We start from the raw sequence: 24804 nt of genomic DNA on the forward strand, positions 1-24804 counted from the left end.
CTTAAACTCCTTGATCTGCGGTCGCGTTATCGTTGAGCAGGTTTCCCACGGTGTTGACGATCATCGCTAGCGAAATGGCGCCAGCATCGGGTGTTCCTAAACTTTTTTCTGCCAGCGGACGGGCACGGCCCATCTTTGGCAATAATTGTGCGGTCGCTTGTGCGGCGCTATCCGCCACCTGCGCCGCTGTTAACCAGGCATCGGTTAATGAGGCGCCTTGCGCCACAGCGTCGTTCAGGCTGTCGGCAAACGGCACCAGCACATCGACCATGGTTTTGTCGCCCACTTTGGCTTTACCAAAATGCATAATGCCTTCTTGCGCGTGACGTACCCCGCTGGCAACACGTTGCGCATCAGGCTGATGTTGATCGCCCAACGCCGTGCCCAGCGCGGTCAGCGCAACGCCCCATAATGCTCCCGAGGTGCCGCCTGCTTTATCTGCCCAGGCATCCGCCGCACGACACAGCAGCGTTCCCGCGCCTGCGCCACGCGCCGCCACTTCACGGGCTTTTTCTACCGCGCCTAATACGCCGCGCTCCATACCAATACCGTGATCGCCATCGCCGGCCACTGCATCAATATCACCCAGTTTCTCGGCGTTGGCTTGCAGCATTTGCGCTACGGCTTCCAGCAGTTGCAGCACGCGCTGTGCGCTCTCCTGCGATTCTGCGCTCGCCTGCGGTAACGTTTCCTCTGTCTGCTCTACACATTCCGCTGGACTTAGCGCTTCAGCAACGATCACGCTGCCTTTGCGATAGGCTGGAGCATTAGCGGGTGCGCACCAGAAGGTTTCCAGCTCTTGGTCAAGCCACATCAGAGTTAATGATGCGCCTGCCATATTGAAACTGGTGACGAACTCGCCGACATCAGGTTCAACGACGTGTAACTTCGCGGCATCCAGCAACTGCGCGACGCGACGGTAAACCACAAACAGCTCTTCGTATTTCACCGTACCTAGCCCATTGAGGATCACCGCGACCCGCTGACCTTCTACCGTATTGATGCCTTGCGGCAGCTCGCTCAGCAAGCGATCAACGAAAATCTCAGCCAGCTCGTCGGCGGTCGGCACGTCGGTTTCTTTGATGCCCGGCTCGCCGTGAATGCCCAGTCCTAACGCCATGCGCCCTTTTTCCACTTCAAACAGTGGATGAGACGCGCCAGGTAAGGTACAGCCTGAAAACGCGACGCCAAAAGAACGCGTGCGGTCATTGGCGTGGCGTGAAACGTTGAGCACGCGGGCTAAATCGTAGCCCGCTTCCGCGGCGGCGCAGGCCACTTTAAACACGGTGAGATCGCCCGCTACGCCACGACGTTTTTCAATTTCATCAACGCTGGCGCTGGAGATATCATCAGTTACCGCCAGCACTTCGCAGGGAATGCCTTCGCTGCGTAGACGCTCGCAAGCCTGACCAAAATGCAGCACATCGCCCGCATAGTTACCAAACATCAGCAGCACGCCGCCACCGTTATCTGCGATGCGCGCCACGTTGTAGATTTGCTGCGCGGAAGGCGAGGCAAACAGATTGCCCATCGCCGCACCGTGCGCCAGACCTTGTCCGACTAATCCGGCGAAGGCGGGATAATGACCTGAACCACCACCGACAATCACCGCGACGCTGCCCGCCTGGCTGCGTGTACTGCGTACGACGCCGCCAGGTACCTGCCGCACTTTGTCTGCATTCGCGGCGACAAATCCTTCGATAAGTTCGGAGGCAAAGGCTGAAGGTTGGTTAAACAGGTAGGTCATTGTTCGTGCTCCTGGCTAAAGGGGTCGGCTGAATCTGGCGGCGGCGGTTCAACAACAGCATCAGCACGGCTGACAGCAGCATGAATCCACCCACCACAAACATCGGGATGGTGTAACTGTTGGTCGCATCGTGTAGCGCACCGGTGATGTAACCTGCCGAGAATCCCGCCACGTTGCCCAGCGTGTTGATCAAGGCAATCGCCGCGGCGGCAGAGGCACCGGTCAGAAACTGCGTCGGCAAAGTCCAGAAGTTAGGTAAGGCAGCGAAAATCGAGCTGGCGGTAATCGCAATCACCAAAATGGTGGTGAACGGTGAATCCATGTAGAGCGCCAGCGGCACGCTGATTGCGCCGGTTAACGCCGGGATAGCGATGTGCCAGGTTTTGCAACCACGACGCGAAGCATCTCGTGACCAGAAGAACATCACCACCGCAGCAACCAGATAAGGCACGCCAGTAATCATTCCTTTTTGCATCACGTTAAAAGTGGTGCCGAACTGCTGCTGGAAGCCGCCGATGATGGTTGGCAAGAAGAACGCCAGCGCATACAAACCGTAAATGAAGCCGAAGTAGATCAGGCACAGCATCCATACGCGACCGTTGCCCATCACCGTGCGCACACTCTGATGACTTTTCTGCTGTTTCGCGTTGTTTTCCGCTTCCAATTCTTTGGTCAGCCAGGTTTTCTCTTCACTGGTCAACCATTTCGCCTGACGCGGTGAATCCACTAGCCAGAACAGCGCCACGAAACCAATCAGAATGGCCGGGATGGAGACGCCCAGGAACATCACACGCCAGCCTTCCAGTCCAAACAAACCATGTTGCTCAATAAAGGCTGCCGCCAGCGGCGCACCGAACACCACGGTCAACGGTTGGGCGAGATAGAACAGCGACAGAATTTTGCTGCGATGGCGTGCCGGAACCCACATGCTCAGGTAGAGAATCGCACCCGGGAAGAAGCCCGCTTCAGCGATACCCAGCAACAAACGCAAGCCGTACAACCCTTGCACGCTGCTCACCCAGGTAAACAGCAGCGAGACGATACCCCAGCTGATCATAATGCGCGCCAGCCAGCGGCGTGCGCCGAAGCGATGTAGCGCCAAATTACTCGGCACTTCTAACAGGATGTAGCCAATAAAGAACACGCCTGAAGCCAAACCAAACTGCACCGCAGTCAGGCCGAGATCCTGGGTCATGCCGTTCGGGCCGGCGAAGGAGATTGCGGTACGGTCCAGGAAGTTAATAAAGAACATCAAGGCGACAAACGGAACCAGTCGCCAGGAGATTTTACGAATGGCGGATTGTTCAACCGCCGTCATGGTTGTCTGGGTCATGACGCACCTCCGATACGGGCGCGATAAGAGAAAGTTGGTGTTGGCAATACGCAGTACGCATTGTCGATGCAGGTGCATTGAGTAGGGTTTGGGTAACGCATGTTCGAGTCCTCGATGGGTCTTCTTGTACATTGGTAACACTGCGCGAACAAATGAACACTACACGTATAATTGCTCATCACTCAAGCGCACTTCCCAAAACTGTGAACCCGTTCAAATGATTTGAAATAGGTCAATTTTCAGATTCACGTCACCATTTCAGCCGCAGGGCAGGCGTAGCATGGCGTGGAGTAAAGGGGGTGATCAGAAAAATCGGCCAAAAACAAATGAACGCATATTGAACATATGAACAAGTTTGTGGCAGGCTAGTGATGAACATCTTTTAGCCTGCATCTGATGCAGGTTGAACCGCGTAACCTGCTGGAGAAAACGATGAAAACAATCGCTATTGGCGCTGATGATGCAGCCATTGAACTGAAGAATTTGATCAAACGTCATTTAGAAGAGAAGCAGTACGACGTGCTGGATTACAGCAACGATGCGCAAAACGATCGCCCAATGTACCCGGATGTCGCTTTTGCGTTGGCTAATGCCGTTAAAGAGGGCAAACACGATCGTGGGATCCTGCTGTGCGGAACCGGTATCGGCGTGGCTATCGTTGCGAACAAAGTGCCGGGCGTGCGTGCTGCGCAATGCCATGACACTTTCTCTGCTGAACGTGCACGTAAAAGTAACAATGCACAGATCATGACCATGGGTGCGCGCGTTATTGGTTCAGAGCTGGCGAAAAATATCGTCAACGCCTGGATGGCGTCAGAGTTTGAAGGTGGCGGTTCAACCGCTAAAGTCGAAAAAATCGAGTATTACGAACAGGCGTGCCAGAGCAAATAAGCACCCTTTTCTCACCCGGCGAAACCCGATATTTACCTGCGGTTTCGCCTGATTCAGGCGTCTTCAGCTCTCGCTCATTCCATTGCGACATCGCTTTCGCAGGGATAAGTGCGCGCGTCTTTCTGTGGCCGCCCTGTTCTCTCGTTACGGAGTAAAATGATGAACCAGCTAGAGGCGTTAAAACAGTACACCACCGTGGTCGCGGACAGCGGCGATATCGAGTCGATTCGGCATTATCATCCGCAGGATGCCACCACGAATCCGTCGTTGATCCTTAAAGCCGCCAGCCTTGAAGGCTATAAGCACCTAATTGACGACGCAATTGATTACGCCAAAACCCAAGGCGGCAGCAAGCAAACGCAAATTATCAATGCCAGCGATCGCGTAGCGGTGAATCTGGGACTGGAAATTTTGAAAAGCGTACCGGGCCGCGTCTCGACGGAAGTGGATGCTCGCCTCTCCTTTGATCGCGGCATGTGCGTGACCAAGGCTGAAAAGTTGGTGCGCATGTATGAAGATCAGGGTATTAGTCGCTCGCGAATTTTGATCAAACTGGCCGCAACCTGGGAAGGCATTCGCGCCGCCGAAGAGCTGGAACGCAACGGTATTCAGTGTAATTTAACGCTGCTGTTTTCCTTTGCTCAGGCACGCGCCTGCGCCGAAGCGGGCGTTTTTCTGATTTCGCCTTTTGTTGGCCGCATCTACGACTTCTATCAGAGCCGCGAGCCGCAAAGCATTTATGACGCTGAAAACGATCCTGGCGTGGTATCCGTGCGTAACATTTATCAGTATTACAAATCCCATCGCTACAACACGGTTATCATGGGCGCCAGCTTCCGTAAAATCGAACAGATTCTGGCGCTGGCGGGCTGCGATCGCCTGACGCTGTCGCCTAATTTACTGCAAGAACTTGAAGCCAGTGATGCGCCACTTGAACGTAAACTTACGCCATCAACTGCGGTACTGAATCCACCTTCGCCGCTAACAGAGGCGGCTTTTCGCTGGGAACATAATCAGGATGCAATGGCGGTAGAAAAGCTGGCAGAAGGGATCCGTCAGTTCGCAGTGGATCAACAGAAGCTGGAAGATCTGCTGGCCGCGAAGCTTTGATCCGCATTTACGGGCTTTAGGTTTTAATCGATCTGTTTGATGCTCAGATAAGAGGCGGGAGTGGCTCCCGCCTTTCTTGTTGGCTAAAAAGTTACATTACGTAGAAGTAGATTGCGCAGAAATGACACACGCTGCCGCCCAACACAAAGCCGTGCCAGATGGCGTGGTTATAAGGAATGCGGCGCGACACGTAAAAAATCACGCCCAGCGAATAAATAATGCCACCTGCGGCCAGTAGCCAAATCCCGCCGGACGAGAGTTTCATCGCCAGTTGATAAATCACAACCAGCGACAGCCAACCCATACTCATGTAAGTCACTAGCGACAGCACCTTGAAGCGATGCGCGATGGTCAGTTTAAAAATAATGCCGGCCAGCGCCAGGCCCCAAATCACGACCATCAATCCATGTGCCAGCGGCGATTTCAAACCCACCAACAGGAATGGCGTGTAGGTTCCAGCGATCAGCAGGTAAATGGCGCAGTGATCGAGCTTTTTTAGCCAAGGCTTGGCACGTTTATGGGGAATTGCGTGATAAAGCGTTGAGGCGAGAAACAGCAAAATCATGCTGCCGCCATACAAGCTGTAGCTGGTGATTGCGGTGGCATCTGCGCCCATATCAATCGCCTGATTGAGCAGTAACACCAGCCCTACAATGCCGAACAAGCAGCCCAAACCATGACTGATGCTGTTGGCAATTTCCTCTGCCAATGAATAACCCGGTAGCAATACGCGGTTTTCGGTCATAAAAAAGGGAGCCCTCAAAGGTATATACCCTCATTAATTCGCGTTGCAGGCAGTCGGCAAGGGAGCCAGTCCCGAGAACTTATTGGGGTAAGTGACCGGGCCGAGCAAGCGTAGCCAACGCATCTGCAGCTGGAAGTATGACAGGTAGAGTGATTGCAAATATCTGCGCACCAGAGTAACCGGGAACGATTTCAGTGTACACTTGTACGCTAAAATTAATCTGTGAACCGTTGTAACCATCCACACGCTGACTGAATCTGATAAACTGCCTGCCGGTTCACTGCACAATGAGCACTTTCTGATGTTCTCGCACCGCGATCTAGCCAGTCTCAATGACCTCGAAATGCAGGTTTACCAATTCATCATCAAACACCGTGAAAGCGTCAGCTATATGACGATTCGCGAGCTGGCGGAACAGGCCGAGGTGTCTACCACCACTGTTTTACGTTTTTGCCGCAAGATGCATTGTGACGGCTGGTCAGAATTTCGCATTCGCCTGCGTCTGGCAGATGAAAAAACTCAGCCACTGATGAACACCTCCGGCGTGAATGAGATGCTGAGCTTTTTCAAAAGTATTAATAACGCGGAGTTTGAGCAGTTAATTAGTCAGGCCGCGCAGATGATTAATCAGGCTGAGCATATATTTTTTATTGGCGTAGGAACCTCCGGGAGCTTAGCTAAATATGCTGCGCGTTTTTTCTCTAACGTCGGGAAATTCAGCCACGCCATCGACGATCCTTATTATCCGGTTAGCCCAAGTCTGAATGAAAATGCAGTGGCGATTATTTTGTCGGTATCAGGCGAAACGGAAGAGATCCTGCGACTGGCCAGCCAGTTCAGCCAGCATCAGTGCAAAACGCTCTCTATTACCAATAATGAAAGCTGTTCGCTGGCAAAAATCAGCGACTTTAATCTCTCTTATCACGTGCCTCTTATTCGCATGGCAGATAATTTTGATATCACTACTCAGGTGCCGGTTATCTATATTCTGGAAGCGATTGGTCGGCAGCTTAATAAATAAAACATCCTGTTTTTTAGCTGTAACAGATTACCATTCTAACACGTTGTTATATCGTGACTTTAAAGAGTGCTTTGCTACACTCAGGCCAATTTATTTTATCTCTGTCTGATATTGAGGGCTAAACATGAGTGAAGCATTACAGTTACCAAAAGGATTCCTTTGGGGCGGCGCGGTCGCGGCACATCAGGTTGAAGGCGGCTGGGATCAGGATGGCAAAGGCGTCAGTATTTGTGACGTACTGACCGGCGGCTCACACGGCGTGAATCGCGTGATTACCGACGGCGTGCAGCCCGGCAATTTTTACCCCAATCATCAGGCAGTCGATTTTTATTCTCACTATAAACAGGACGTCGCGCTGTTTGCTGAAATGGGCTTCAAATGCTTCCGCACCTCCATTGCCTGGACCCGCATCTTCCCGAATGGCGATGAACAGCAACCCAACGAAGCGGGCCTGCAATTTTATGACGACCTTTTCGACGAACTGCTGAAATATGGCATCGAACCGGTGATTACCCTTTCCCACTTCGAAATGCCCTATCATTTGGTGAAAGAGTATGGCGGCTGGCACAACCGCAAAGTGGTCGATTTTTTTGTACGCTTTAGCGAAGTGGTATTAGAGCGATACAAAAATAAAGTGAAGTACTGGATGACTTTCAACGAGATCAATAACCAGCGTAACTGGCAATATCCCCTGTTTGGTTACTGCTGCTCAGGCGTGATCTTTACTGACCATGAGAAGCCGGAACAGGCAATGTATCAAGTGATGCACCACCAGTTTGTTGCCAGCGCGAAAGTAGTGAAGTTAGGCCATGACATCAACCCAGACTTCCAGATTGGCTGCATGATTGCGATGGTGCCGGTTTATCCTTTCTCCTGTCATCCTGATGATGTGGTAATGGCGCAGGAAGCAATGCATCAACGTTATGTTTTCAGCGATGTGCAGATGCGCGGTTATTATCCCGCCTATGCGCTGAAAGAGTGGGCACGCAAAGGCTACGAGATTCAAATGGAAGCCGACGATGCTGAAACTCTGCGTAACGGCTGTGCTGACTACGTTGGCTTCAGCTATTACATGAGCAACGCGGTGAAAACCGACGCCCGCGGCGTTGATGACCCGATTACCGGTTTTGAAGGCGTGGTGAAAAACCCACACGTTAAAGCGTCCGATTGGGGCTGGCAGATTGATCCAGTGGGTTTGCGTTACGCGTTAAACGAACTCTACGAGCGCTATCAGAAGCCGCTGTTTATCGTGGAAAATGGCTTTGGCGCCATTGATAAACCAAACGCGCAAGGCGTGATCGAAGATGACTACCGCATCGACTATTTGCGCGCGCACATCGAAGAGATGAAAAAAGCGGTGACGCACGATGGCGTTGATTTAATGGGCTATACACCGTGGGGCTGCCTGGATTGCGTCTCTTTCACCACCGGTCAGTATGATAAGCGTTACGGCTTTATTCACGTGAATAAAAACGACGACGGCAGCGGTGATTTTTCACGCTCGAAGAAGAAAAGCTTTAACTGGTATCAACAAGTGATTACCAGCAACGGTGAAGTTCTTTAACGCAGAAAATTAGAACGATTGCTTAAAGCGAAAACGCCGCAGCTTATCTCTGCGGCGTTGTTGTCTTAGCGACCGCCTGCAGCATCAATAAAGCTTCCGGTGATGTAGGAAGCGGCATCGCTGGCTAACCAGACTATCGCTTCAGCAATCTCTTCCGCCTGACCGCCGCGCCCGATTGGAAGTGCACTGCCTAGCCGATCAACTCGGCCCGGTTCACCCCCATCAGCATGCATTTCAGTGTAAATCAGTCCTGGCCGAACCGCGTTTACCCGAATGCCCTGCTGCGCAACTTCCAGCGATAGCCCTTTTGTTAGCGTGTCCATTGCGCCTTTTGAGGCTGCGTAATCGACATATTCATTCGGCGCCCCCAACCGTGATGCCGCAGAAGAGACATTGACGATGGCTCCTCCTTTTCCGCCATGATGGGTTCCCATACGTTTTACCGCTTCACGACAGCAGAGAAAGGTGCCTGTGACATTGGTAGCAAACACCTGTTGAATACGTGCCGCATCGAGTTGTTCCACGCGACACTGCTTGAACAGAATACCGGCATTGTTAACCAGCACGGTTAACGGCGCGTCTTGTTCATCCAGCCGTTCAAACATCGCCATCAACTGATCTTCATTGCCGATATCAGCTTGTACCGCAAAAGCGTCGCCGCCCTGCTGCTGAATTTCTTCCACCACACGTAACGCTTCCGCTTCACGCTGACGATAATTGACCGCTACCCGATAGCCTTTTGCTGCCAGCATTAACGCTGTCGCGCGACCAATACCTCGACTGGCACCTGTGACTAATGCAAGTTCCATTATTGCCTCCATAAAAAAGGACCGAAGATTCGGTCCTTAAATTAAAGGAAATCACATCTTTTACCCTAAATAATTCATAGCCAGTACATCTGCTGCACTAAGAATGGCGAGTAAATCTTGTTCATTAACACAATATTTACCCTACGTAATTCGCGTTGCAGGAAGGCGGCAAGTGAGTTCATCCCCGGGAGCTTACATAAGTAAGTGACCGGGGTGAGCTAACGCAGCCAACGCATCTGCAGCGTTATGTATGACGGGCTTACCCTAAATAATTCGCGTTGCAGGAAGGCGGCAAGTGAGTTCATCCCCGGGAGCTTACATAAGTAAGTGACCGGGGTGAGCTAACGCAGCTAACGCATCTGCAGCGTTATGTATGACGGGCTTACCCTAAATAATTCGCGTTGCAGGAAGGCGGCAAGTGAGTTCATCCCCGGGAGCTTACATAAGTAAGTGACCGGGGTGAGCTAACGCAGCCAACGCACCTGCAGCGCGAAGTATGACGGGTAGGACGGGTAAATTATTGGTACTCGCTCATCGGTACACAGGAACAGAACAAATTACGATCCCCAAACACATCATCCAGACGTTTTACCGTCGGCCAGTATTTGTTGTGATTACCTGCCGGGAATACCGCCAGTTCGCGGCTGTACGGATGCGCCCATTCGCCAACAATTTCCATCTGGGTGTGCGGCGCGTTGATCAACGGGTTATCTTCCGCAGGCCATTCGCCGTCGGCTACGCGATCAATTTCCATGCGAATTGAAAGCATCGCGTCGATAAAGCGATCCAACTCCACTTTGCCTTCAGACTCGGTTGGCTCAACCATCAGCGTGCCGGCAACCGGGAAGGACATAGTTGGAGCATGGAAGCCGTAGTCGATTAGACGCTTAGCGATGTCCAGCTCGCTGATGCCGGTTTGCTCTTTCAGCGGACGAATGTCGAGAATACATTCATGCGCCACGCGACCATCACGGCCGGTGTAGAGAATCGGATAAGCGGATTGCAAACGGCTGGCGATGTAGTTGGCATTCAGAATCGCGACAGAACTCGCCTGCTTCAGACCTTCAGCGCCCATCATGCGGATATACATCCAGCTGATTGGCAGAATTGAAGCGCTACCAAACGGGGCAGCGGATACTGCGCCCTGCTGTGTCAGTACGCCGTCAATTTGTACTACGCTGTGGCCTGGCACAAACGGTGCTAAATGCGCTTTCACGCCGATCGGTCCCATGCCTGGGCCACCGCCGCCGTGTGGAATGCAGAAGGTTTTGTGCAGGTTCAGGTGCGAAACATCCGCGCCGATGTAACCTGGCGTGGTGATGCCGACCTGAGCGTTCATGTTTGCGCCATCAAGGTAAACCTGACCGCCGTACTGATGAACGATCTGGCACACTTCACGAATGGTTTCTTCATACACACCGTGCGTTGACGGATAAGTCACCATGATGCAGGAAAGTTTATCGCCAGCCTGCGCGGCTTTCTCGCGCAAATCGCCCAGATCAATGTTGCCCTGCTTATCACACGCCACCACCACCACGTCCATGCCTGCCATCTGCGCAGAAGCGGGGTTAGTACCGTGTGCTGAACTTGGGATTAGGCAAAGGTGGCGATCGCCTTCGTTGCGACTTTCGTGATAACGGCGAATTGCCAATAAACCCGCGTATTCGCCCTGCGCGCCAGAGTTCGGCTGCATGCACAGTGCGTCGTAACCGGTAAGTTGCACTAACCACTGCGACAGTTGACCAATCATCTGCAGATAACCGGTTGCCTGCTCAGCCGGGCAGAATGGATGAAGTTCAGCAAACTCAGGCCAGGTAATAGGGATCATTTCCGCTGCGGCGTTGAGTTTCATGGTGCAGGAACCTAGTGGAATCATCGCCTGGTTCAGCGCCAGATCCTTTTTCTCCAGGCTGTGCATGTAACGCATCATCTCAGTTTCGCTGTGATGACGGTTGAAGACCTGATGGGTCAGGATTTCACTTTGACGTTGCAGACCTGCCGGGATTGACTGGCTGTCTGCGGCGACTTCACCGTCGAGCTTATCGATATCTTGATTGTGCGTATCACCTAACAGAATGGCGAACAGCGCGCTGATGTCTTCACGACAGGTGGTTTCATCCAATGTGATGCCAACAGCATTATGAATGTCGCTGCGCAGGTTAACGCCAAAGCTGACAGCACGACTCAGCACCGCTGCTTTGTCCGCAACTTCAACGGTTAACGTGTCAAACCAGTGATGATGACGCAGCTTCAAGCCACCATTTTGCAGGCCCGCAGCCAGAATATTGGTGAAACGGTGAATACGCGAAGCGATGCGCTTCAAGCCGACCGGACCATGGAATACCGCATAAAGGCCCGCGATATTGGCCAGCAGCACCTGCGAAGTACAAATGTTGGAGTTAGCTTTCTCACGGCGAATATGTTGCTCACGGGTTTGCATCGCCATACGCAGCGCAGTATTGCCTGCAGCATCACGAGAAACCCCGATAATGCGGCCTGGCATAGAACGCTTGTGCTCATCACGGCTGGCGAAGAAAGCGGCGTGTGGCCCGCCGTAGCCCATCGGAACACCGAAACGCTGCGCAGAACCGAAAACGATATCTGCACCCTGCTTGCCTGGCGCTTCTAACATCACCAGTGACATAAAGTCGGCGGCGACACTGACAATTACTTTGTGCGCTTTCAGCTCGGTAATCAGTTTGCTGTAGTCATGCGCTTCGCCAGTTGTGCCCACGTGTTGGAGCAATACACCAAACAGATCGTCGTGATCCAACGCTTTATCGGCGCGATCGATGATCAATTCGAAACCAAAGGTTTCTGCACGGGTACGTACGACATCCAGAGTTTGCGGATGAATATCATCGGCAATAAAGAATTTGTTCGCGGTTTTCAGCTTACTGATGCGCTTTGCCATCGCCATGGCTTCGGCAGCGGCGGTGGCTTCATCGAGTAATGATGCAGAGGCGATATCCATACCGGTCAGATCGATCGTTACCTGCTGAAAGTTCAGCAACGCTTCAAGGCGACCTTGTGAAACTTCAGGCTGATAAGGCGTGTATGCCGTGTACCAGCCTGGATTTTCCAGCATGTTACGCAAAATAACGGGCGGTGTGATGACCGCGCTGTATCCCATGCCGATCCAGGATTTGTAACGCAGATTCTGGCTGGCAATAGCTTTCAGCTCCGCCAGCGCCTGCTGCTCAGTAGCGGCTTCACCTACAGCTGGTGGCCCCGGGAGTTGGATATCCGCAGGAACGATGGAGCCGATTAACGCCTCCAGCGAACTGGCGCCGATAGCGTCAAGCATCACCGCTTGTTGCTCAGGTGAAGGACCGATATGGCGCTCAATGAATGCACCGTTATGTTCAAGCTGGCTGAGAGTCTGGGTCATTAGCAGTAAATCCTGAATCGGGCTGGGGAACTGAAAGTGCAAAAATAATGGCGGCCTCTGCATGAGGCCGCTCAACGATTACTCGTCGATGGACGCTTTATAAGCATCAGCATCCAGCATCGAGTCGAGCTCTGACTCATCGCTGGCTTTGATTTGGAACAGCCAACCACCTTCATAAGGATCGCTGTTAACCGTTTCAGGCGAATCGCCCAAGGCTTCGTTGACGGCAACAATTTCACCGCTGATTGGCGCGTAGATATCGGAAGCGGCTTTAACAGATTCCGCTACCGCGCACTCTTCACCTGCGCTAAACGTTGCACCAACTTCTGGCAAATCAACGAACACCATGTCGCCAAGTAACTCTTGTGCGTGCTCGGTAATGCCAACGGTATAAGAACCATCAGCGTTTTTACGCACCCACTCGTGGCTATCACGGTACTTCAACTCACTTGGCACATTGCTCATCGCCATTTCTCCTGAATAAAATTTATTGTGCGACCGGTTTACCGGCGCGGACAAAAATGGGTTTGGTTACTTTCACCGGCATTTCGCGGTTACGAATTTCTACCACTGCGCTGTCGCCTACGCCAGCCGGAACGCGGGCAAGGGCGACGCTGTAACCCAAAGTGGGAGAAAAGGAACCACTGGTAATAATGCCTTGTTGTGGCTGACCTTGTTCATCAGTAAAGCGAACTGTTAAGCCGTTACGCAGCACCCCTTTTTCAGTCATGACCAGACCCACCAGTTTTTCAGTGCCCTGCTTACGCTGCGACTCCAGCGCTTCGCGACCGATGAACTGACGATCGCTGGGTTCCCAACTCACCGTCCAACCCATGTTGGCCGCCAGCGGAGAGACACCTTCGTCCATTTCCTGACCGTAGAGATTCATCCCCGCTTCCAGACGCAGCGTATCGCGCGCGCCCAAACCAGCAGGTTTAACGCCAGCGGCGACTAAACGCTGCCAGAAATCTGCTGCTTCGCCTGCAGGCAGTGCAATTTCATAGCCCGCTTCGCCGGTATAACCGGTCGTCGCGATAAATAAGTCGCCCGCCTGCACACCGAAGAATGGCTTCATGCCCTCTACCGCTTGACGCTGCTCGGCGCTGAACAGCGTCTGCGCTTTTTGCTGCGCCTGTGGCCCCTGAACAGCAATCAGCGCTAAATCGTCACGCTCGGTCAGCGAAATTCCGTAGCCCTCCGCGTGTTCAGCGATCCAGGCGAGATCTTTCTCACGCGTCGCGGAGTTCACCACTAAACGGAAAAACTCTTCGGTCATAAAGTAAACAATTAAATCGTCAATAACGCCACCCGATGCGTTCAGCATCCCGGTGTAAAGCGCTTTGCCAGGTTGGGTCAGTTTCGCGACGTCATTGGCCAACAGATAGCGGAGGAATTCACGCGTGCGTGGGCCTTTAAGGTCGACAATAGTCATATGGGAGACATCAAACATGCCCGCATCATTACGCACGGCATGATGTTCATCCATCTGAGAGCCGTAATGCAGCGGCATCATCCAGCCATGAAAATCCACCATGCGGGCACCGCAGGTTTGATGCTGTTCAAACAAAGGGGTTTGCTGAGTCATAACCATCCTGTGCAAAAGCGAGTGAGGTTCAACGTGCGTCAAATTTAGCGCCGACGCAAACGTTCTCTTTGGGTTGACGTTACCACCGAATGTGGCGTTTAACCATAAGCAGAACGAGGTCGAAACGAGGCACCTAGCGTAGCGAACTTTTTATTGTGTCAGGATAAAAAACCACAATTTTGTGATTTATCACGCATTAAATGCAGTTGTGGAGTTTATATGCAGTAAATTTATGCGTAATGACTCGAAGGATGTTAAAAAATCACTTTGGCGAAAAAGCTTTTGGATAAATAAAAGTAATGCGAACAAGCGCGCAAAATTAGAATAAATCAAACGAGGCACAATCGCGGTGCGGGCCTGCCTTTTTATGGTGCAATGCCTTTTTAGGCATAAAAAAAGCCAGCAAAATGCTGGCTTCATAAACAATGGGATAAGGAATTAACGTAGCCAGTCCGGCATATCGTTCAGGCCCATCGCCTGCTTTAACATCATTGGTTTCACACCTGGTAACGTGTCTGCCAGTTTCAGGCCAACGTCACGTAGCAGCTTTTTCGCTGGGTTATTACCCGCGAACAGTTCACGAAAGCCCTGCATGCTCGCCAGCATCAGCGCCGCGCTGTGTTTGCGACTGCGCTCGTAACGGCGCAAATAGAGGTGCTGGCCGATATCTTTACCTTCCTGATGAAGGCGACGAATTTCGCCAATCAACTCTGCCGCATCCATAAAACCGAGATTTACCCCTTGGCCTGCCAACGGATGAATGGTGTGCGCGGCATCGCCGACTAACGCCAGACGGTGTGCTGCAAAGTTACGTGCATAGCGCGCCGTAAGCGGGAATGATTTGCGCTCACTCTCCAAATGACACAAGCCAAGACGCATATCGAACGCCACCGCCAGTTGCTGATTAAACAGCGCTTCAGGCATGGTTTCAAGACGGCTTGATTCTTGCGGTGACAGCGACCAGACAATGGAACAAAGATGCGGATCTTGCATAGGCAGAAACGCCAGAATGCCGTCGCTATGAAACACCTGCCGCGCGATGCCATCATGCGGCAAGTCGGTGCGAATATTGGCAACCAAAGCGTGATGATCATAATCCCAGAAGGTGACGGGGATATCGGCTTTGTTGCGCAGCCACGAATTAGCACCGTCAGCGGCAATCAGCAAGCGCGCGCTTACCATGCTGCCATCTTGCAGGGTGATAAAGGCTTCATTGTCACCAAAAGCGACCTGTTGCAGCTGTGAGGGTGCGATTAACGTGACATCACTGCAGGCAGTGGCGCGTTGCCACAAGGCGCTGTGGATCGCCGGATTTTCAATAATATGGCCAAGATGCGACAACCCTTGGTGTTCATCGTCAAATGAGATGGAGCCAAAGCTATCCTTATCCCAGACTTCCATGCCGTGATAAGCGCTGGCGCGCAGCGACAAAATCGTCGGCCAGACATCCAGCTTTTGCAGCAAGCGTTCGCTCGCGGCGTTGATAGCCGACACGCGAATCGAAGGCAAGGCTTTGGCAGTAAATTGCGGTTCAGCCGCCTTCTCTAGCACGGCAACGCGCAGTCCACTGCCCTGCAAACCACAGGCAACGGCCAGACCTACCATACCGCCACCGGCGATCACCACATCAAAAGTTTGCATCGCTGCCCCTTAAATTAACGCTTAACCCAGCCAAGCGTGCGCTCAGCCAGTTGATTTCGCAGCCACGGCAGATGATCCATCGCCAGTAAGCCCAGATTTCTGCCAACAATCAGCGGCGCGTGACTATTGGCGAACAGGCGCACTAATCCATCCGTGATACCAATTGTGGTGTCGCGATCGTGCTGACGACGCTGCTGATAATGGTGTAATACCGCGTAACTGCCAGCATCCTGCTGGTGACGATGCGCCGCCGCCACAGTTTCCGCCAGTGACATCACATCACGCAGTCCAAGGTTAAAGCCCTGTCCTGCAATTGGATGCAGCGTTTGTGCTGCATTGCCCACCACCGCGACGCGATGCGTAACCTGCTGCGTCGCCTGCTGTAAGGCCAGCGGATAACATTCGCGCTGACCCGTTTGAATAAACTTACCTAAACGCCAACCGAATGCGCGCTGTAGCTGAAAAAGAAATTCGCTGTCGCTCCAGCTTTCAATCTGGCTGCGTGCAGCAAGCGGATGGCACCACACCAGCGATAGCCGATTGTTTGACATCGGTAATAACGCTAAAGGACCGTGTTCCGTAAAACGCTCGAAAGCGCGGCCCTGATGTGGAAGCTGCGTAGTGACGTTGGCAATCAACGCCAACTGATGATAATCCTCGGTTTGCCACTGAATGCCGCATGATGCAGCAAGCGCAGAACGTGAACCGTCTGCCGCCACTAATAAAGCGCTTTCCAGCTGTTCGCCGTTATCCAGCGTCACCTGCACCTTATCTTGCGTGCGCGTCGCCTGCATAACGCGGGCCGGGCAACGCAAGGTCACACCAGGCGCCTTTTTCAACGCGGCAAATAAACGTTGCCCAACATCAAACAGTTCTACCACCTGCCCCAGCGCCGGAATAGCCTGCTCTTCTGCGGTCATGGAAACAAAGCCGAGATGGCCCCGATCCGAAACGTGAATGCGCGTAATCGGCGTTGCGCAGCTTTCAAGGCTGCGCCAGATATTGATATCCGCTAACTGCTGGCATGTTCCTGCGGCAAGCGCAATTGCACGTCCATCATAACCGGGATGGGCGCGACTGGCGGGTTCGATACTTTCAATCAACGTCACCGGCAGCGTGCCTTGCGTAAGATGTGAAATCGCCAGCGCCAGCGTTGCGCCGGTCATACCGCCACCAGCAATGATAATACTCATGCGCGCTGTGCCGCCGCCATCAGGGCTTCAATCGCTTCCGGGTCTTTCACTATGCTGTCGGTGAGATTTTCGTTACCGGTTTCAGTGATCACAATGTCATCTTCGATACGGATACCAATGCCGCGGTATTCGGCTGGCACGTCTGCGTCTGGCGCGATGTAGAGACCCGGTTCGATGGTTAACACCATGCCAGGTTCAAGGATACGATCGCGACTTGGGGTGCCGTAATGCCCCACGTCGTGGACATCCAATCCCATCCAATGACTCAAACCGTGCATGTAGAATTGACGATGTGCATCTTCAGCGATCAAGGCATCAACATCACCTTGCAGTACGCCCAACTCGACCAGGCCGGTGATCATGATACGCACCACTTCATCATTCACTTCGCGAATGCTGATTCCGGGACGGAACAGCGACAATGCGGTGTAGAGCGAAGCGAGTACGATGTCGTAGATTTCGCGCTGTGGCTGGCTGAATTTACCGTTTATCGGGAAGGTGCGGGTGATATCACCTGCATAACCGTGGAATTCACAGCCGGCGTCAATCAGCACTAAATCGCCGTCACGCAATTCAGATTCATTTTCGGTGTAATGCAGAATGCAGCCATTCTCGCCTGAGCCGACGATAGTGTTATAGGAAGGGAAACGTGCACCGTGGCGACTAAATTCATGAAGAATTTCGCCTTCCAGCTGATATTCAAACATCCCAGGACGGCATTTTTCCATGGCGCGGGTATGCGCCAGCGCACTGATTTTTCCTGCCCGGCGTAGGATCTCAATCTCATCCGGGCTTTTGAACAAGCGCATTTCATGCACCCAAGGACGCCAATCGGTGACCGTTGCGGGCGCACTCAAGTTCTGGCGAAAACCACGACGCAATTTTTCGAGAGCGTTAAACACCAAAGTGTCGCTTTCGGCATACTCGCCTTGTGCGTGATAAACCACGTCCAGGCCATTCAACAGCAAATGCAGCTGATCGCCGATATCGTCCCAGGGTAGCGCACGATCCACGGCCAGTTTAGCGGGGGCAGCGTCTTGCCCCAGACGGCGTCCAAACCAGACTTCAGCAGTGAGATCGCGGACACGGTTGAATAACACGCTGTGATTATGCGTTTCATTGCTTTTAATCAGCACCAACAACGCCTGCGGCTCGTTGAAACCGGTGAAATACCAAAAATCGCTGTTCTGACGAAACGGGTATTCGGTGTCATTGCTACGCGTCACTTCCGGCGCGGCAAAAATCAATGCTGCGCTGCCGGGTGCCATCTTAGCTAACAGCGCCTGACGACGCTGCTGAAAAGTTTCCAGTGAAATCATGTCTGCACTCCCTGTTGATAAGAACGCGGTTTACAAGCACGCGGTTAAAGAAGACGCTGTTGAAATGCGCCCGTCGGCGTCCTGAAATACCTGGCTTAGTGTAGCGTTGGTTTCTGCATTTCAGGCGCAGTCGGTTGCGGTCGGGTAAAGGTGTCATGACACAGCAGTGCCGCTACACGCACATACTCAACCACCTCTTCCAGCGACTGCTCTAGCTCTTCCTGATCTTCATCTTCGTCATAACCAAGCTGCGCAATGGTGCGTAAATCATCAATCGCTTCGCCGGTTTCGCCTGTGACTTTATCAAGCTTAGGCTGCGTCACACCAAGGCCAAGCAGGAAATGATTTACCCAGCCAGCCAGCGCGTCGGCGCGGTCAAATACCGTGATGTCATCTTCATCTGGCAACATCAGTTGAAAGAGAAAACCGTCATCTTCCAAGGCAGTGGCAATATTTTCGTGCAGCGATTCCAGCGGCAGCGACAGGCTTTGCGAAAAAGCCATGCCTTCGTTGGCCAGATCGTGGACCAGCGCTTTCCAGCTCGTGTCCTGATTTCCGCCACACAGGATGCCGCTAATCAGTCCGTGCATTTCTGCCGGTGTCATGCCAACACCCTGCTGAGAGAGCGCCGCCGCTAGTGCGTTGTAATCAGGAGTTGCGTTCTGTAAGGACATAAGTTTTCATCGTCGTTGGCGGAATAAGTTCGTGTTATGCTACCACTAGCTGCCTCAAGGTTTCCAGAAAAGGGGTTGTAACTTATTTCGCGGGTCTATATAGTTGCCCGCCTCCCAAGCCATTGACTGCTAAGGGAGTTGCGGGCTAAGTAATCAGTCAGGAAGGGTGGCATGTCTGCACAACCGGTAGATTTACAAATTTTTGGTCGTTCGTTGAGAGTGAATTGTCCGCCTGAACAGCAAGATGCGCTGAATACTGCGGCCGAAGATCTCAATCAACGGTTGCAAGATTTAAAAGTTCGCACTAGAGTCACCAATACAGAACAACTGGTGTTCATCGCCGCGTTAAACGTCTGCCACGAGTTGGCACAAGAAAAAGGCAAGACGCGCGATTATGCTGCTAATATGGAACAACGTATTAGAATGTTGCAGCAGACGATTGAACAGGCATTAGTTGAGCAAGGTCGCATTACTGATCGCGAAGATGCGAAGTTCGAATAAAACTTCATGGTTGCTATGATAGAGTAACGGTGAGGTAAATTTTCTCTGAGATGTTTGCATGTGGGCCAGTCCCCTGAGCCGATATTTCAAAAAAACAGAATGTGACGCTCCGTAACCTGTGAGCATGCTCGGTCCGTCCGAGAAGCCTGATGGTTGCGACGGCATATTCACCTTGAACCAAGGGTTCAAGGGTTACAGCCTACGGCGGCATCTCGGAGATCTCTTCTTTGTAGTCCCGGTTTTCTTCCCCACGTTGCATGATTGCAATGCATGATATAGTTTGCTTCTTCAGCGGCTTATCCTGTGGGGAAACCATGTCAGAACCCTCTTTTTTACTGCGTCAGGATATTCGTCAACATGTGCGTCATTTGCGCCGTGCCTTAACCGACGATCAGCAAGAAAATGCTGCTGACCTTCTTGCCGAACATGCCATCAATCTCGCCCCCATCACTGAAGCACAAAACGTCGCCCTGTTTTTATCGGTAGATGGTGAACTCAACACGCGCCCGCTGATTGCTAAACTCTGGCAACAAAGAAAACAGGTTTACCTGCCGGTGCTGCATCCCTTTTCACCCGGAAATCTGCTGTTTATGCGCTACACGCCAGAGACCTCACTCACGCTCAACAAGCTGCGCATTCCTGAGCCACCACTCGATATCCGGCATCTGATTACGCTTGATCAAATTGATGTGATGATGGTGCCTCTGGTGGCGTTTGATCGTCAGGGACAACGGTTGGGCATGGGCGGCGGTTTTTATGACCGCACGTTGCAGAATTGGAAACAGCATGGCTTTTTACCGGTTGGTTTGGCGCATGATTGTCAATTGGTCGATGCGCTGCCGGTTGCGGAATGGGATGTACCGCTGCCTGCGGTGTTAACACCGTCAAAGCTCTGGCAATGGGAATAAAAAAAGAGGCGCTAAACAGCGCCTCTTACCGTATGTATATCCGCTTCTATACCCTAAATAATGGGCGTTGCAGGAAGGCGACACGTTAGCTCATTCCCAAGAGCTTACACAAGTAAGTGACCCGGGTGAGCTAACATAGCCAACGCATCTGCGGCTTGAGCTATGACGGAGATAATGATCAGTAAAGCAAACGAGCGCGTATCGTGCCCGGAATGGCTTTCATCAGGTTCAGTGCTTTATCAGCCAGCTCTTTCTCAGCATCAATATCAATCACCACATAACCCATATATGGCGACGTTTGTAGGTACTGCGCAGCGATGTTAATGCCCTGTTCAGCAAATATTTGGTTGATTGCCGTCAGCACGCCCGGACGGTTTTCGTGGATGTGCAGCAAACGGCTGGCGCTGACACCATGCATTGGTAGCGACACTTCTGGGAAATTCACCGCAGAAAGCGTAGAACCGTTGTCGGAATATTTCGCCAGTTTACCGGCTACTTCGATCCCGATATTCTCCTGCGCTTCTTCGGTAGAACCACCAATGTGTGGCGTAAGAATCACGTTATCAAACTCGCTAAGCGGGGAGATAAATGGATCGCTGTTGGTTGCTGGTTCAACCGGGAATACGTCGATTGCAGCACCACCGACATGCTTACTCGCCAATGCATTACACAGGGCTGGAATATCAACAACCGTGCCACGTGAAGCGTTAATCAGCAGCGCGCCTGGCTTCATCTGCGCCAGCTGATCTGCACCGATCATATCTTGCGTCGACAGTGTTTCAGGCACATGCAGCGTGACAACATCGCTCAGGTTCAGCAGTTCATTAAGACCACGAACCTGTGTTGCGTTGCCCAACGGCAGTTTATTTTCGATGTCATAAAAGTAAACATGCATGCCCAGGCTTTCAGCCAGCACGCCTAACTGCATACCGATATGGCCATATCCAATGATGCCAAGCTTCTTGCCGCGAGCCTCAAACGAGCCTTTCGCGTTTTTGTTCCAGATACCGCGATGCGCTTTGGCATTGGCTTCTGGAATACCGCGCAGCATCAACAGCATTTCACCAATGACCAGTTCGGCTACCGAACGGGTATTTGAGAATGGCGCATTAAAGACCGGAATACCGCGTTTGGCAGCAGCATCCAGATCGACCTGGTTGGTCCCAATGCAAAAGCAGCCAACAGCGACCAGTTTTTCAGCTGCTGCAAAGATCTCTTCAGTCAGTTGGGAGCGGGAACGGATACCGATAAAATGCGCATCGCGGATGGATGCTTTTAACGCCTCCGAATCCAATGCACCTTTGTGGAATTCAATATTGGTGTAACCTGCTGCACGCAGATTATCCAGCGCGCTCTGATGGACACCTTCCACCAGCAGGAACTTAATTTTGTCTTTTTCCAGTGATACCTTTGCCATTTCCCGACCCTATTCAGTATTCAACGAGGGCTACCATAAGCCAGCCTTCTGTCAAAATATCAAAATTTACGCGTCCGGCAATACAAACGATTGCCTGGCTACCAGCACGGCAACGTCCAGCAGCAGCACATTGCCGTACAAAATCGGGATCTGAGCAATTAAGGGAGAACGAACCCGCTGTCAATGCCGCTTATGTGACATAAGTCACCAAATTTCATCCCTGTAAGAAAAGATGTTTCACGAGAAGAAATTAGTGGCATACCGACAGTGCCGGGCAGATCATTTTTTGATGGTTCTAACGCCATCTGGGCCGCCGATCAGTGCAATATCCGCGGAGCGTGCAGCAAAAAGTCCAACGGTCACCACGCCAGGCAAAGCATTAATCGCTTTTTCTAAAGCAATAGGGTCAAGGATGCGGAGATTATGCACATCAAGAATGATGTTGCCGTTGTCGGTAACCACTTTCTGACGGTATTCAGGCAGGCCGCCCAGCTTAACCAGCTCACGCGCCACGAAGCTACGCGCCATAGGAATGACTTCAACCGGCAGCGGGAAATGGCCGAGTACATCCACCTCTTTAGAGGTGTCGGCGATACAGATAAAGGTGTCCGCTACCGCAGCCACAATCTTCTCACGCGTAAGTGCCGCACCGCCGCCTTTGATCATTTGCATCTGTGGATTGATTTCATCGGCCCCATCAACGTAGATCGATAAGCTATCGATTTCGTTCAGGTCAAATACCTGAATGCCTAGGCTTTTCAGTTTCTGGGTAGAGGCTTCCGAACTCGATACAGCGCCTTCAATTTGATGCTTCATCGTAGCAAGCGCATCAATAAAGTGTGCAGCGGTCGAACCGGTGCCAACGCCAACCACTGTTCCTGGCTGCACATAATCGAGTGCAGCCCAACCTACGGCTTTTTTCAGTTCATCCTGGGTCATGATATGTTTAAAACCTGTGCGACAACGGGGTGCGCGTAGTATAAAGCAAGGCTTGTTAAAAATGCTCGGGTGAGTGTGCTGGATTAATCGCTTTGGAAGCCAGCCCACAAAAAAGTTAGACATCCGTCACATGTGGCACTTTTATGGCATAGTAACGTCCATCCTGAAGGAGAGAGAACAAGAATGAAACGCCCCGATTACCGAACGCTTCAGGCGCTGGATGCTGTGATTCGTGAACGCGGCTTTGAGCGCGCCGCACAAAAATTATGTATCACCCAATCTGCGGTCTCACAGCGTATCAAACAGCTGGAAAACCTGTTTGGTCAGCCACTGTTAGTGCGTACCGTACCGCCCCGCCCAACCGAACAAGGGCAAAAATTACTTGCGCTGTTGCATCAGGTAGAGTTGCTGGAAGAAGAATGGCTCGGTGGCGATGATAACAGCGGTACTGCGCCGCTGCTGCTGTCGCTGGCAGTTAACGCTGACAGTCTGGCCACCTGGCTGTTACCCGCACTGAAAGATGTACTGGCTGATTCGCCGGTGCGACTCAATTTACAGGTCGAAGATGAAACCCGCACGCAAGAACGCCTGCGTCGCGGCGAAGTGGTGGGTGCAGTGAGTATTCAACCTCAGCCGCTACCCAGCTGTCTGGTTGATCAGCTTGGCGCTTTAGATTATCTGTTTGTCGCCTCACCCGATTTCGCCGATCGCTTCTTTCCAAATGGCGTGACGCGTTCAGCGCTGCTAAAGGCGCCTGCGGTGGCATTTGATCATCTTGATGATATGCACCAGGCATTTTTGCAGCAGAATTTCGACTTATCACCGGGCAGCGTGCCCTGTCATATTGTGAACTCATCGGAAGCGTTTGTGCAGATGGCCCGTCAGGGTTCAACCTGCTGTATGATTCCGCACCTGCAAATTGAGCGTGAACTGGCTAGCGGCGAGCTGATCGACTTGACGCCGGGCCTGCAGCAACGTCGTATGCTTTACTGGCATCGCTTTGCGCCAGAGAGTCGTTTGATGCGTCGGGTAACTGATGCGCTGATTGCGCATGGACATCGCGTTTTGCGACAGGATGATGTTGCAGCGTAAGATGAAGAAACGGGGCGAAATGCCCCGTTTTGCTTTATGGCGTATTGGGTTTGATTTCAAACACCACATCAACCTGATCATCAAAGTTGATACTTTGCTGATCATAAGTTTCCTGTGCAGAGGTATCCGCAGGTGCCGCCGCCGCTTTATACATACGGGCCATTGGCATCGGTTGATAATTTGAAACCTGATAACGAATGCTGTAAATCGAGCCCAGCTTGGCATTAAATCCTTCTGCAAGTTCTGAGGCTTGCTGAGTTGCATTTTTAATCGCGGCTTTACGCGCTTGCTGTTTATAGTCGTTTGGATTGGCTACGCCCAACTCAACACTGCGAATCTCATTCAGACCCGACTTCAGTGCCCCATCCAGCAAATCATTAAGCTTATCGAGATGACGTAACGTCACCTGCACTTCACGCACAGCACGATAGCCTTTCAGAACCGATTTACCCTCTTTGGTATAGTCGTATTCTGGCTGTGTGCTCAGATTTGCGGCATCAATATCTTTTTTCTCAATGCTGTTTTTCTGCAGAAAATCAAAATATTGCTGAACGCGCCCATCTGCTTGTTTTTTGGCATCAGCGGCGTCTTTTGACGACACGTTCACCACAATTGATAAGGTCGCAATATCCGGGCGGGCATCAACCGTTGCCTTGCCTGAAGTGACGACATGCGGTCCATTAGGTAATTCATCAGCTTGTGCGCTTAAAGGTAATCCAGCGCTCATCATTGCGGCCAAAGCCAATGCTTTCAGTTTCATGAAAGTCCTCCTTGAAGATGTCAATTCAATAGCTTCCAACGTGGCGAAGCCCAAAACGCATAGCGATGCGCCATGCTTTGAGTGGTGATTATGGCAAAAGTTCTGCTCAACGCCGCTTAAACGTTAGAACTATCGCAGTGACGTGTGCACATAACGCTAATTCA

At 52.1% G+C, this 24804-nt stretch carries 21 protein-coding genes and 1 other RNA gene; 8 read left to right on the forward strand and 14 right to left on the reverse strand.

Going from position 1 to position 24804, the window contains the following annotated elements:
* Position 1: 1 nt before the first annotated feature.
* Positions 2–1747, reverse strand: coding sequence for a dihydroxyacetone kinase family protein (locus tag ACF2G4_RS10765; RefSeq protein ID WP_409074810.1), 1746 nt, complete (start codon positions 1745–1747; stop codon positions 2–4).
* Positions 1731–3080 carry an MFS transporter gene (locus tag ACF2G4_RS10770; protein ID WP_215845690.1) on the reverse strand — a complete coding sequence of 450 codons (1350 nt, stop codon included), beginning with the start codon at positions 3078–3080 and terminating at the stop codon, positions 1731–1733. Before ACF2G4_RS10770 ends, ACF2G4_RS10765 begins: the two co-directional genes overlap by 17 nt.
* 432 nt (positions 3081–3512) lie before the next feature.
* On the opposite strand from ACF2G4_RS10770, the gene rpiB reads away from it, so the two are divergent.
* Both rpiB and tal read left to right on the forward strand, forming a co-directional pair.
* The gene (gene rpiB, locus ACF2G4_RS10775) at positions 3513–3971 is read left to right on the forward strand and encodes a ribose 5-phosphate isomerase B (RefSeq protein ID WP_215845689.1); all 459 of its coding nucleotides are present in this window, start codon (positions 3513–3515) and stop codon (positions 3969–3971) included.
* Between the two features lie 159 nt (positions 3972–4130).
* Positions 4131–5081, forward strand: a complete 951-nt coding sequence (gene tal, locus ACF2G4_RS10780) for a transaldolase (protein ID WP_409075971.1) — start codon at positions 4131–4133, stop codon at positions 5079–5081.
* Positions 5082–5172: 91 nt separating this feature from the next.
* Here the strand turns inward: tal and trhA are convergent, their stop codons facing one another.
* A complete protein-coding gene (gene trhA, locus ACF2G4_RS10785) occupies positions 5173–5826 on the reverse strand; it encodes a PAQR family membrane homeostasis protein TrhA (RefSeq protein ID WP_215845688.1) in 654 nt (217 codons plus the stop codon).
* A 301-nt stretch (positions 5827–6127) separates the two neighbouring features.
* Between trhA and ACF2G4_RS10790 the strand changes: the two genes are divergently transcribed.
* Together ACF2G4_RS10790 and ACF2G4_RS10795 are read left to right on the forward strand one after the other, a co-directional pair.
* On the forward strand, positions 6128–6847 hold the full coding sequence (locus ACF2G4_RS10790) for a MurR/RpiR family transcriptional regulator (protein WP_215845687.1): 720 nt from the start codon (positions 6128–6130) through the stop codon (positions 6845–6847).
* 124 nt (positions 6848–6971) lie between these two features.
* Positions 6972–8411: a 6-phospho-beta-glucosidase gene (locus tag ACF2G4_RS10795; RefSeq protein WP_215845686.1), complete on the forward strand. Its 1440-nt coding sequence runs from the start codon at positions 6972–6974 to the stop codon at positions 8409–8411.
* A gap of 65 nt (positions 8412–8476) precedes the next feature.
* On the opposite strand, the gene ACF2G4_RS10800 is transcribed toward ACF2G4_RS10795, so the two are convergent.
* The 8 genes from ACF2G4_RS10800 to ACF2G4_RS10835 form a co-directional block, all read right to left on the reverse strand.
* Positions 8477–9220, reverse strand: a complete 744-nt coding sequence (locus ACF2G4_RS10800) for an SDR family oxidoreductase (RefSeq protein WP_243079028.1) — start codon at positions 9218–9220, stop codon at positions 8477–8479.
* A 517-nt stretch (positions 9221–9737) separates the two neighbouring features.
* Positions 9738–12611 carry an aminomethyl-transferring glycine dehydrogenase gene (gene gcvP, locus ACF2G4_RS10805; protein ID WP_409074811.1) on the reverse strand — a complete coding sequence of 958 codons (2874 nt, stop codon included), beginning with the start codon at positions 12609–12611 and terminating at the stop codon, positions 9738–9740.
* A 78-nt stretch (positions 12612–12689) separates the two neighbouring features.
* Positions 12690–13076 carry a glycine cleavage system protein GcvH gene (gcvH, locus tag ACF2G4_RS10810; RefSeq protein ID WP_215845683.1) on the reverse strand — a complete coding sequence of 129 codons (387 nt, stop codon included), beginning with the start codon at positions 13074–13076 and terminating at the stop codon, positions 12690–12692.
* A 22-nt stretch (positions 13077–13098) separates the two neighbouring features.
* Entirely contained in the window at positions 13099–14196 is a 1098-nt protein-coding gene (gene gcvT, locus ACF2G4_RS10815) for a glycine cleavage system aminomethyltransferase GcvT (protein WP_243079027.1), read from the reverse strand.
* Positions 14197–14634: 438 nt separating this feature from the next.
* Entirely contained in the window at positions 14635–15837 is a 1203-nt protein-coding gene (gene ubiI, locus ACF2G4_RS10820) for an FAD-dependent 2-octaprenylphenol hydroxylase (RefSeq protein ID WP_215845682.1), read from the reverse strand.
* 14 nt (positions 15838–15851) lie between these two features.
* Positions 15852–17030 (reverse strand): 2-octaprenyl-6-methoxyphenyl hydroxylase, encoded by a 1179-nt coding sequence (gene ubiH / locus ACF2G4_RS10825; RefSeq protein WP_332624876.1) that lies wholly within the window; start codon positions 17028–17030, stop codon positions 15852–15854.
* The gene (gene pepP / locus ACF2G4_RS10830; protein WP_409074812.1) at positions 17027–18349 is read right to left on the reverse strand and encodes a Xaa-Pro aminopeptidase; all 1323 of its coding nucleotides are present in this window, start codon (positions 18347–18349) and stop codon (positions 17027–17029) included. The genes ubiH and pepP overlap by 4 nt, the downstream gene beginning before the upstream one ends.
* 95 nt (positions 18350–18444) lie before the next feature.
* Positions 18445–19023, reverse strand: a complete 579-nt coding sequence (locus ACF2G4_RS10835; RefSeq protein ID WP_215845679.1) for a YecA family protein — start codon at positions 19021–19023, stop codon at positions 18445–18447.
* A 171-nt stretch (positions 19024–19194) separates the two neighbouring features.
* Here ACF2G4_RS10835 and zapA point away from each other — a divergent pair, with 171 nt between their 5' ends.
* The 3 genes from zapA (at position 19195) to ACF2G4_RS10850 (ending at position 20432) form a co-directional block, all read left to right on the forward strand.
* Positions 19195–19524 (forward strand): cell division protein ZapA, encoded by a 330-nt coding sequence (gene zapA, locus ACF2G4_RS10840; protein ID WP_215845678.1) that lies wholly within the window; start codon positions 19195–19197, stop codon positions 19522–19524.
* A 39-nt stretch (positions 19525–19563) separates the two neighbouring features.
* Positions 19564–19747, forward strand: a non-coding RNA gene (gene ssrS, locus ACF2G4_RS10845) — 6S RNA.
* 91 nt (positions 19748–19838) lie between these two features.
* Positions 19839–20432, forward strand: coding sequence for a 5-formyltetrahydrofolate cyclo-ligase (locus ACF2G4_RS10850; protein ID WP_215845677.1), 594 nt, complete (start codon positions 19839–19841; stop codon positions 20430–20432).
* A gap of 178 nt (positions 20433–20610) precedes the next feature.
* Here ACF2G4_RS10850 and serA read toward each other — a convergent pair whose 3' ends face one another.
* Positions 20611–21849, reverse strand: coding sequence for a phosphoglycerate dehydrogenase (gene serA, locus ACF2G4_RS10855; RefSeq protein ID WP_215845676.1), 1239 nt, complete (start codon positions 21847–21849; stop codon positions 20611–20613).
* A gap of 279 nt (positions 21850–22128) precedes the next feature.
* Positions 22129–22788, reverse strand: a complete 660-nt coding sequence (gene rpiA, locus ACF2G4_RS10860; RefSeq protein ID WP_215845675.1) for a ribose-5-phosphate isomerase RpiA — start codon at positions 22786–22788, stop codon at positions 22129–22131.
* A 183-nt stretch (positions 22789–22971) separates the two neighbouring features.
* On the opposite strand from rpiA, the gene ACF2G4_RS10865 reads away from it, so the two are divergent.
* Complete coding sequence (locus tag ACF2G4_RS10865; RefSeq protein ID WP_215845674.1) at positions 22972–23880, forward strand: LysR family transcriptional regulator ArgP; 909 nt, start codon at positions 22972–22974, stop codon at positions 23878–23880.
* A gap of 34 nt (positions 23881–23914) precedes the next feature.
* On the opposite strand, the gene ACF2G4_RS10870 is transcribed toward ACF2G4_RS10865, so the two are convergent.
* Entirely contained in the window at positions 23915–24640 is a 726-nt protein-coding gene (locus tag ACF2G4_RS10870) for an oxidative stress defense protein (protein WP_215845673.1), read from the reverse strand.
* Positions 24641–24804 lie beyond the last annotated feature (164 nt).

It is taken from the genome of Pantoea phytostimulans, from assembly GCF_046118715.1.
Lineage (GTDB): Bacteria > Pseudomonadota > Gammaproteobacteria > Enterobacterales > Enterobacteriaceae > Pantoea > Pantoea phytostimulans.

Bases quoted from the DNA above. Each gene is read 5' to 3' on its own strand.
- tal (WP_409075971.1), top strand. From the start codon at position 4,131: ATGAACCAGCTAGAGGCGTTAAAACAGTACACCACCGTGGTCGCGGAC.
- ACF2G4_RS10770 (WP_215845690.1), bottom strand. From the start codon at position 3,080: ATGACCCAGACAACCATGACGGCGGTTGAACAATCCGCCATTCGTAAA.
- trhA (WP_215845688.1), bottom strand. From the start codon at position 5,826: ATGACCGAAAACCGCGTATTGCTACCGGGTTATTCATTGGCAGAGGAA.
- ubiH (WP_332624876.1), bottom strand. From the start codon at position 17,030: ATGAGTATTATCATTGCTGGTGGCGGTATGACCGGCGCAACGCTGGCG.
- ACF2G4_RS10795 (WP_215845686.1), top strand. From the start codon at position 6,972: ATGAGTGAAGCATTACAGTTACCAAAAGGATTCCTTTGGGGCGGCGCG.
- gcvH (WP_215845683.1), bottom strand. From the start codon at position 13,076: ATGAGCAATGTGCCAAGTGAGTTGAAGTACCGTGATAGCCACGAGTGG.
- ACF2G4_RS10850 (WP_215845677.1), top strand. From the start codon at position 19,839: ATGTCAGAACCCTCTTTTTTACTGCGTCAGGATATTCGTCAACATGTG.
- serA (WP_215845676.1), bottom strand. From the start codon at position 21,849: ATGGCAAAGGTATCACTGGAAAAAGACAAAATTAAGTTCCTGCTGGTG.
- gcvP (WP_409074811.1), bottom strand. From the start codon at position 12,611: ATGACCCAGACTCTCAGCCAGCTTGAACATAACGGTGCATTCATTGAG.
- zapA (WP_215845678.1), top strand. From the start codon at position 19,195: ATGTCTGCACAACCGGTAGATTTACAAATTTTTGGTCGTTCGTTGAGA.
- ACF2G4_RS10865 (WP_215845674.1), top strand. From the start codon at position 22,972: ATGAAACGCCCCGATTACCGAACGCTTCAGGCGCTGGATGCTGTGATT.
- rpiB (WP_215845689.1), top strand. From the start codon at position 3,513: ATGAAAACAATCGCTATTGGCGCTGATGATGCAGCCATTGAACTGAAG.
- ACF2G4_RS10835 (WP_215845679.1), bottom strand. From the start codon at position 19,023: ATGTCCTTACAGAACGCAACTCCTGATTACAACGCACTAGCGGCGGCG.
- ACF2G4_RS10800 (WP_243079028.1), bottom strand. From the start codon at position 9,220: ATGGAACTTGCATTAGTCACAGGTGCCAGTCGAGGTATTGGTCGCGCG.
- pepP (WP_409074812.1), bottom strand. From the start codon at position 18,349: ATGATTTCACTGGAAACTTTTCAGCAGCGTCGTCAGGCGCTGTTAGCT.
- ACF2G4_RS10765 (WP_409074810.1), bottom strand. From the start codon at position 1,747: ATGACCTACCTGTTTAACCAACCTTCAGCCTTTGCCTCCGAACTTATC.
- ACF2G4_RS10790 (WP_215845687.1), top strand. From the start codon at position 6,128: ATGTTCTCGCACCGCGATCTAGCCAGTCTCAATGACCTCGAAATGCAG.
- rpiA (WP_215845675.1), bottom strand. From the start codon at position 22,788: ATGACCCAGGATGAACTGAAAAAAGCCGTAGGTTGGGCTGCACTCGAT.
- gcvT (WP_243079027.1), bottom strand. From the start codon at position 14,196: ATGACTCAGCAAACCCCTTTGTTTGAACAGCATCAAACCTGCGGTGCC.
- ACF2G4_RS10870 (WP_215845673.1), bottom strand. From the start codon at position 24,640: ATGAAACTGAAAGCATTGGCTTTGGCCGCAATGATGAGCGCTGGATTA.
- ubiI (WP_215845682.1), bottom strand. From the start codon at position 15,837: ATGCAAACTTTTGATGTGGTGATCGCCGGTGGCGGTATGGTAGGTCTG.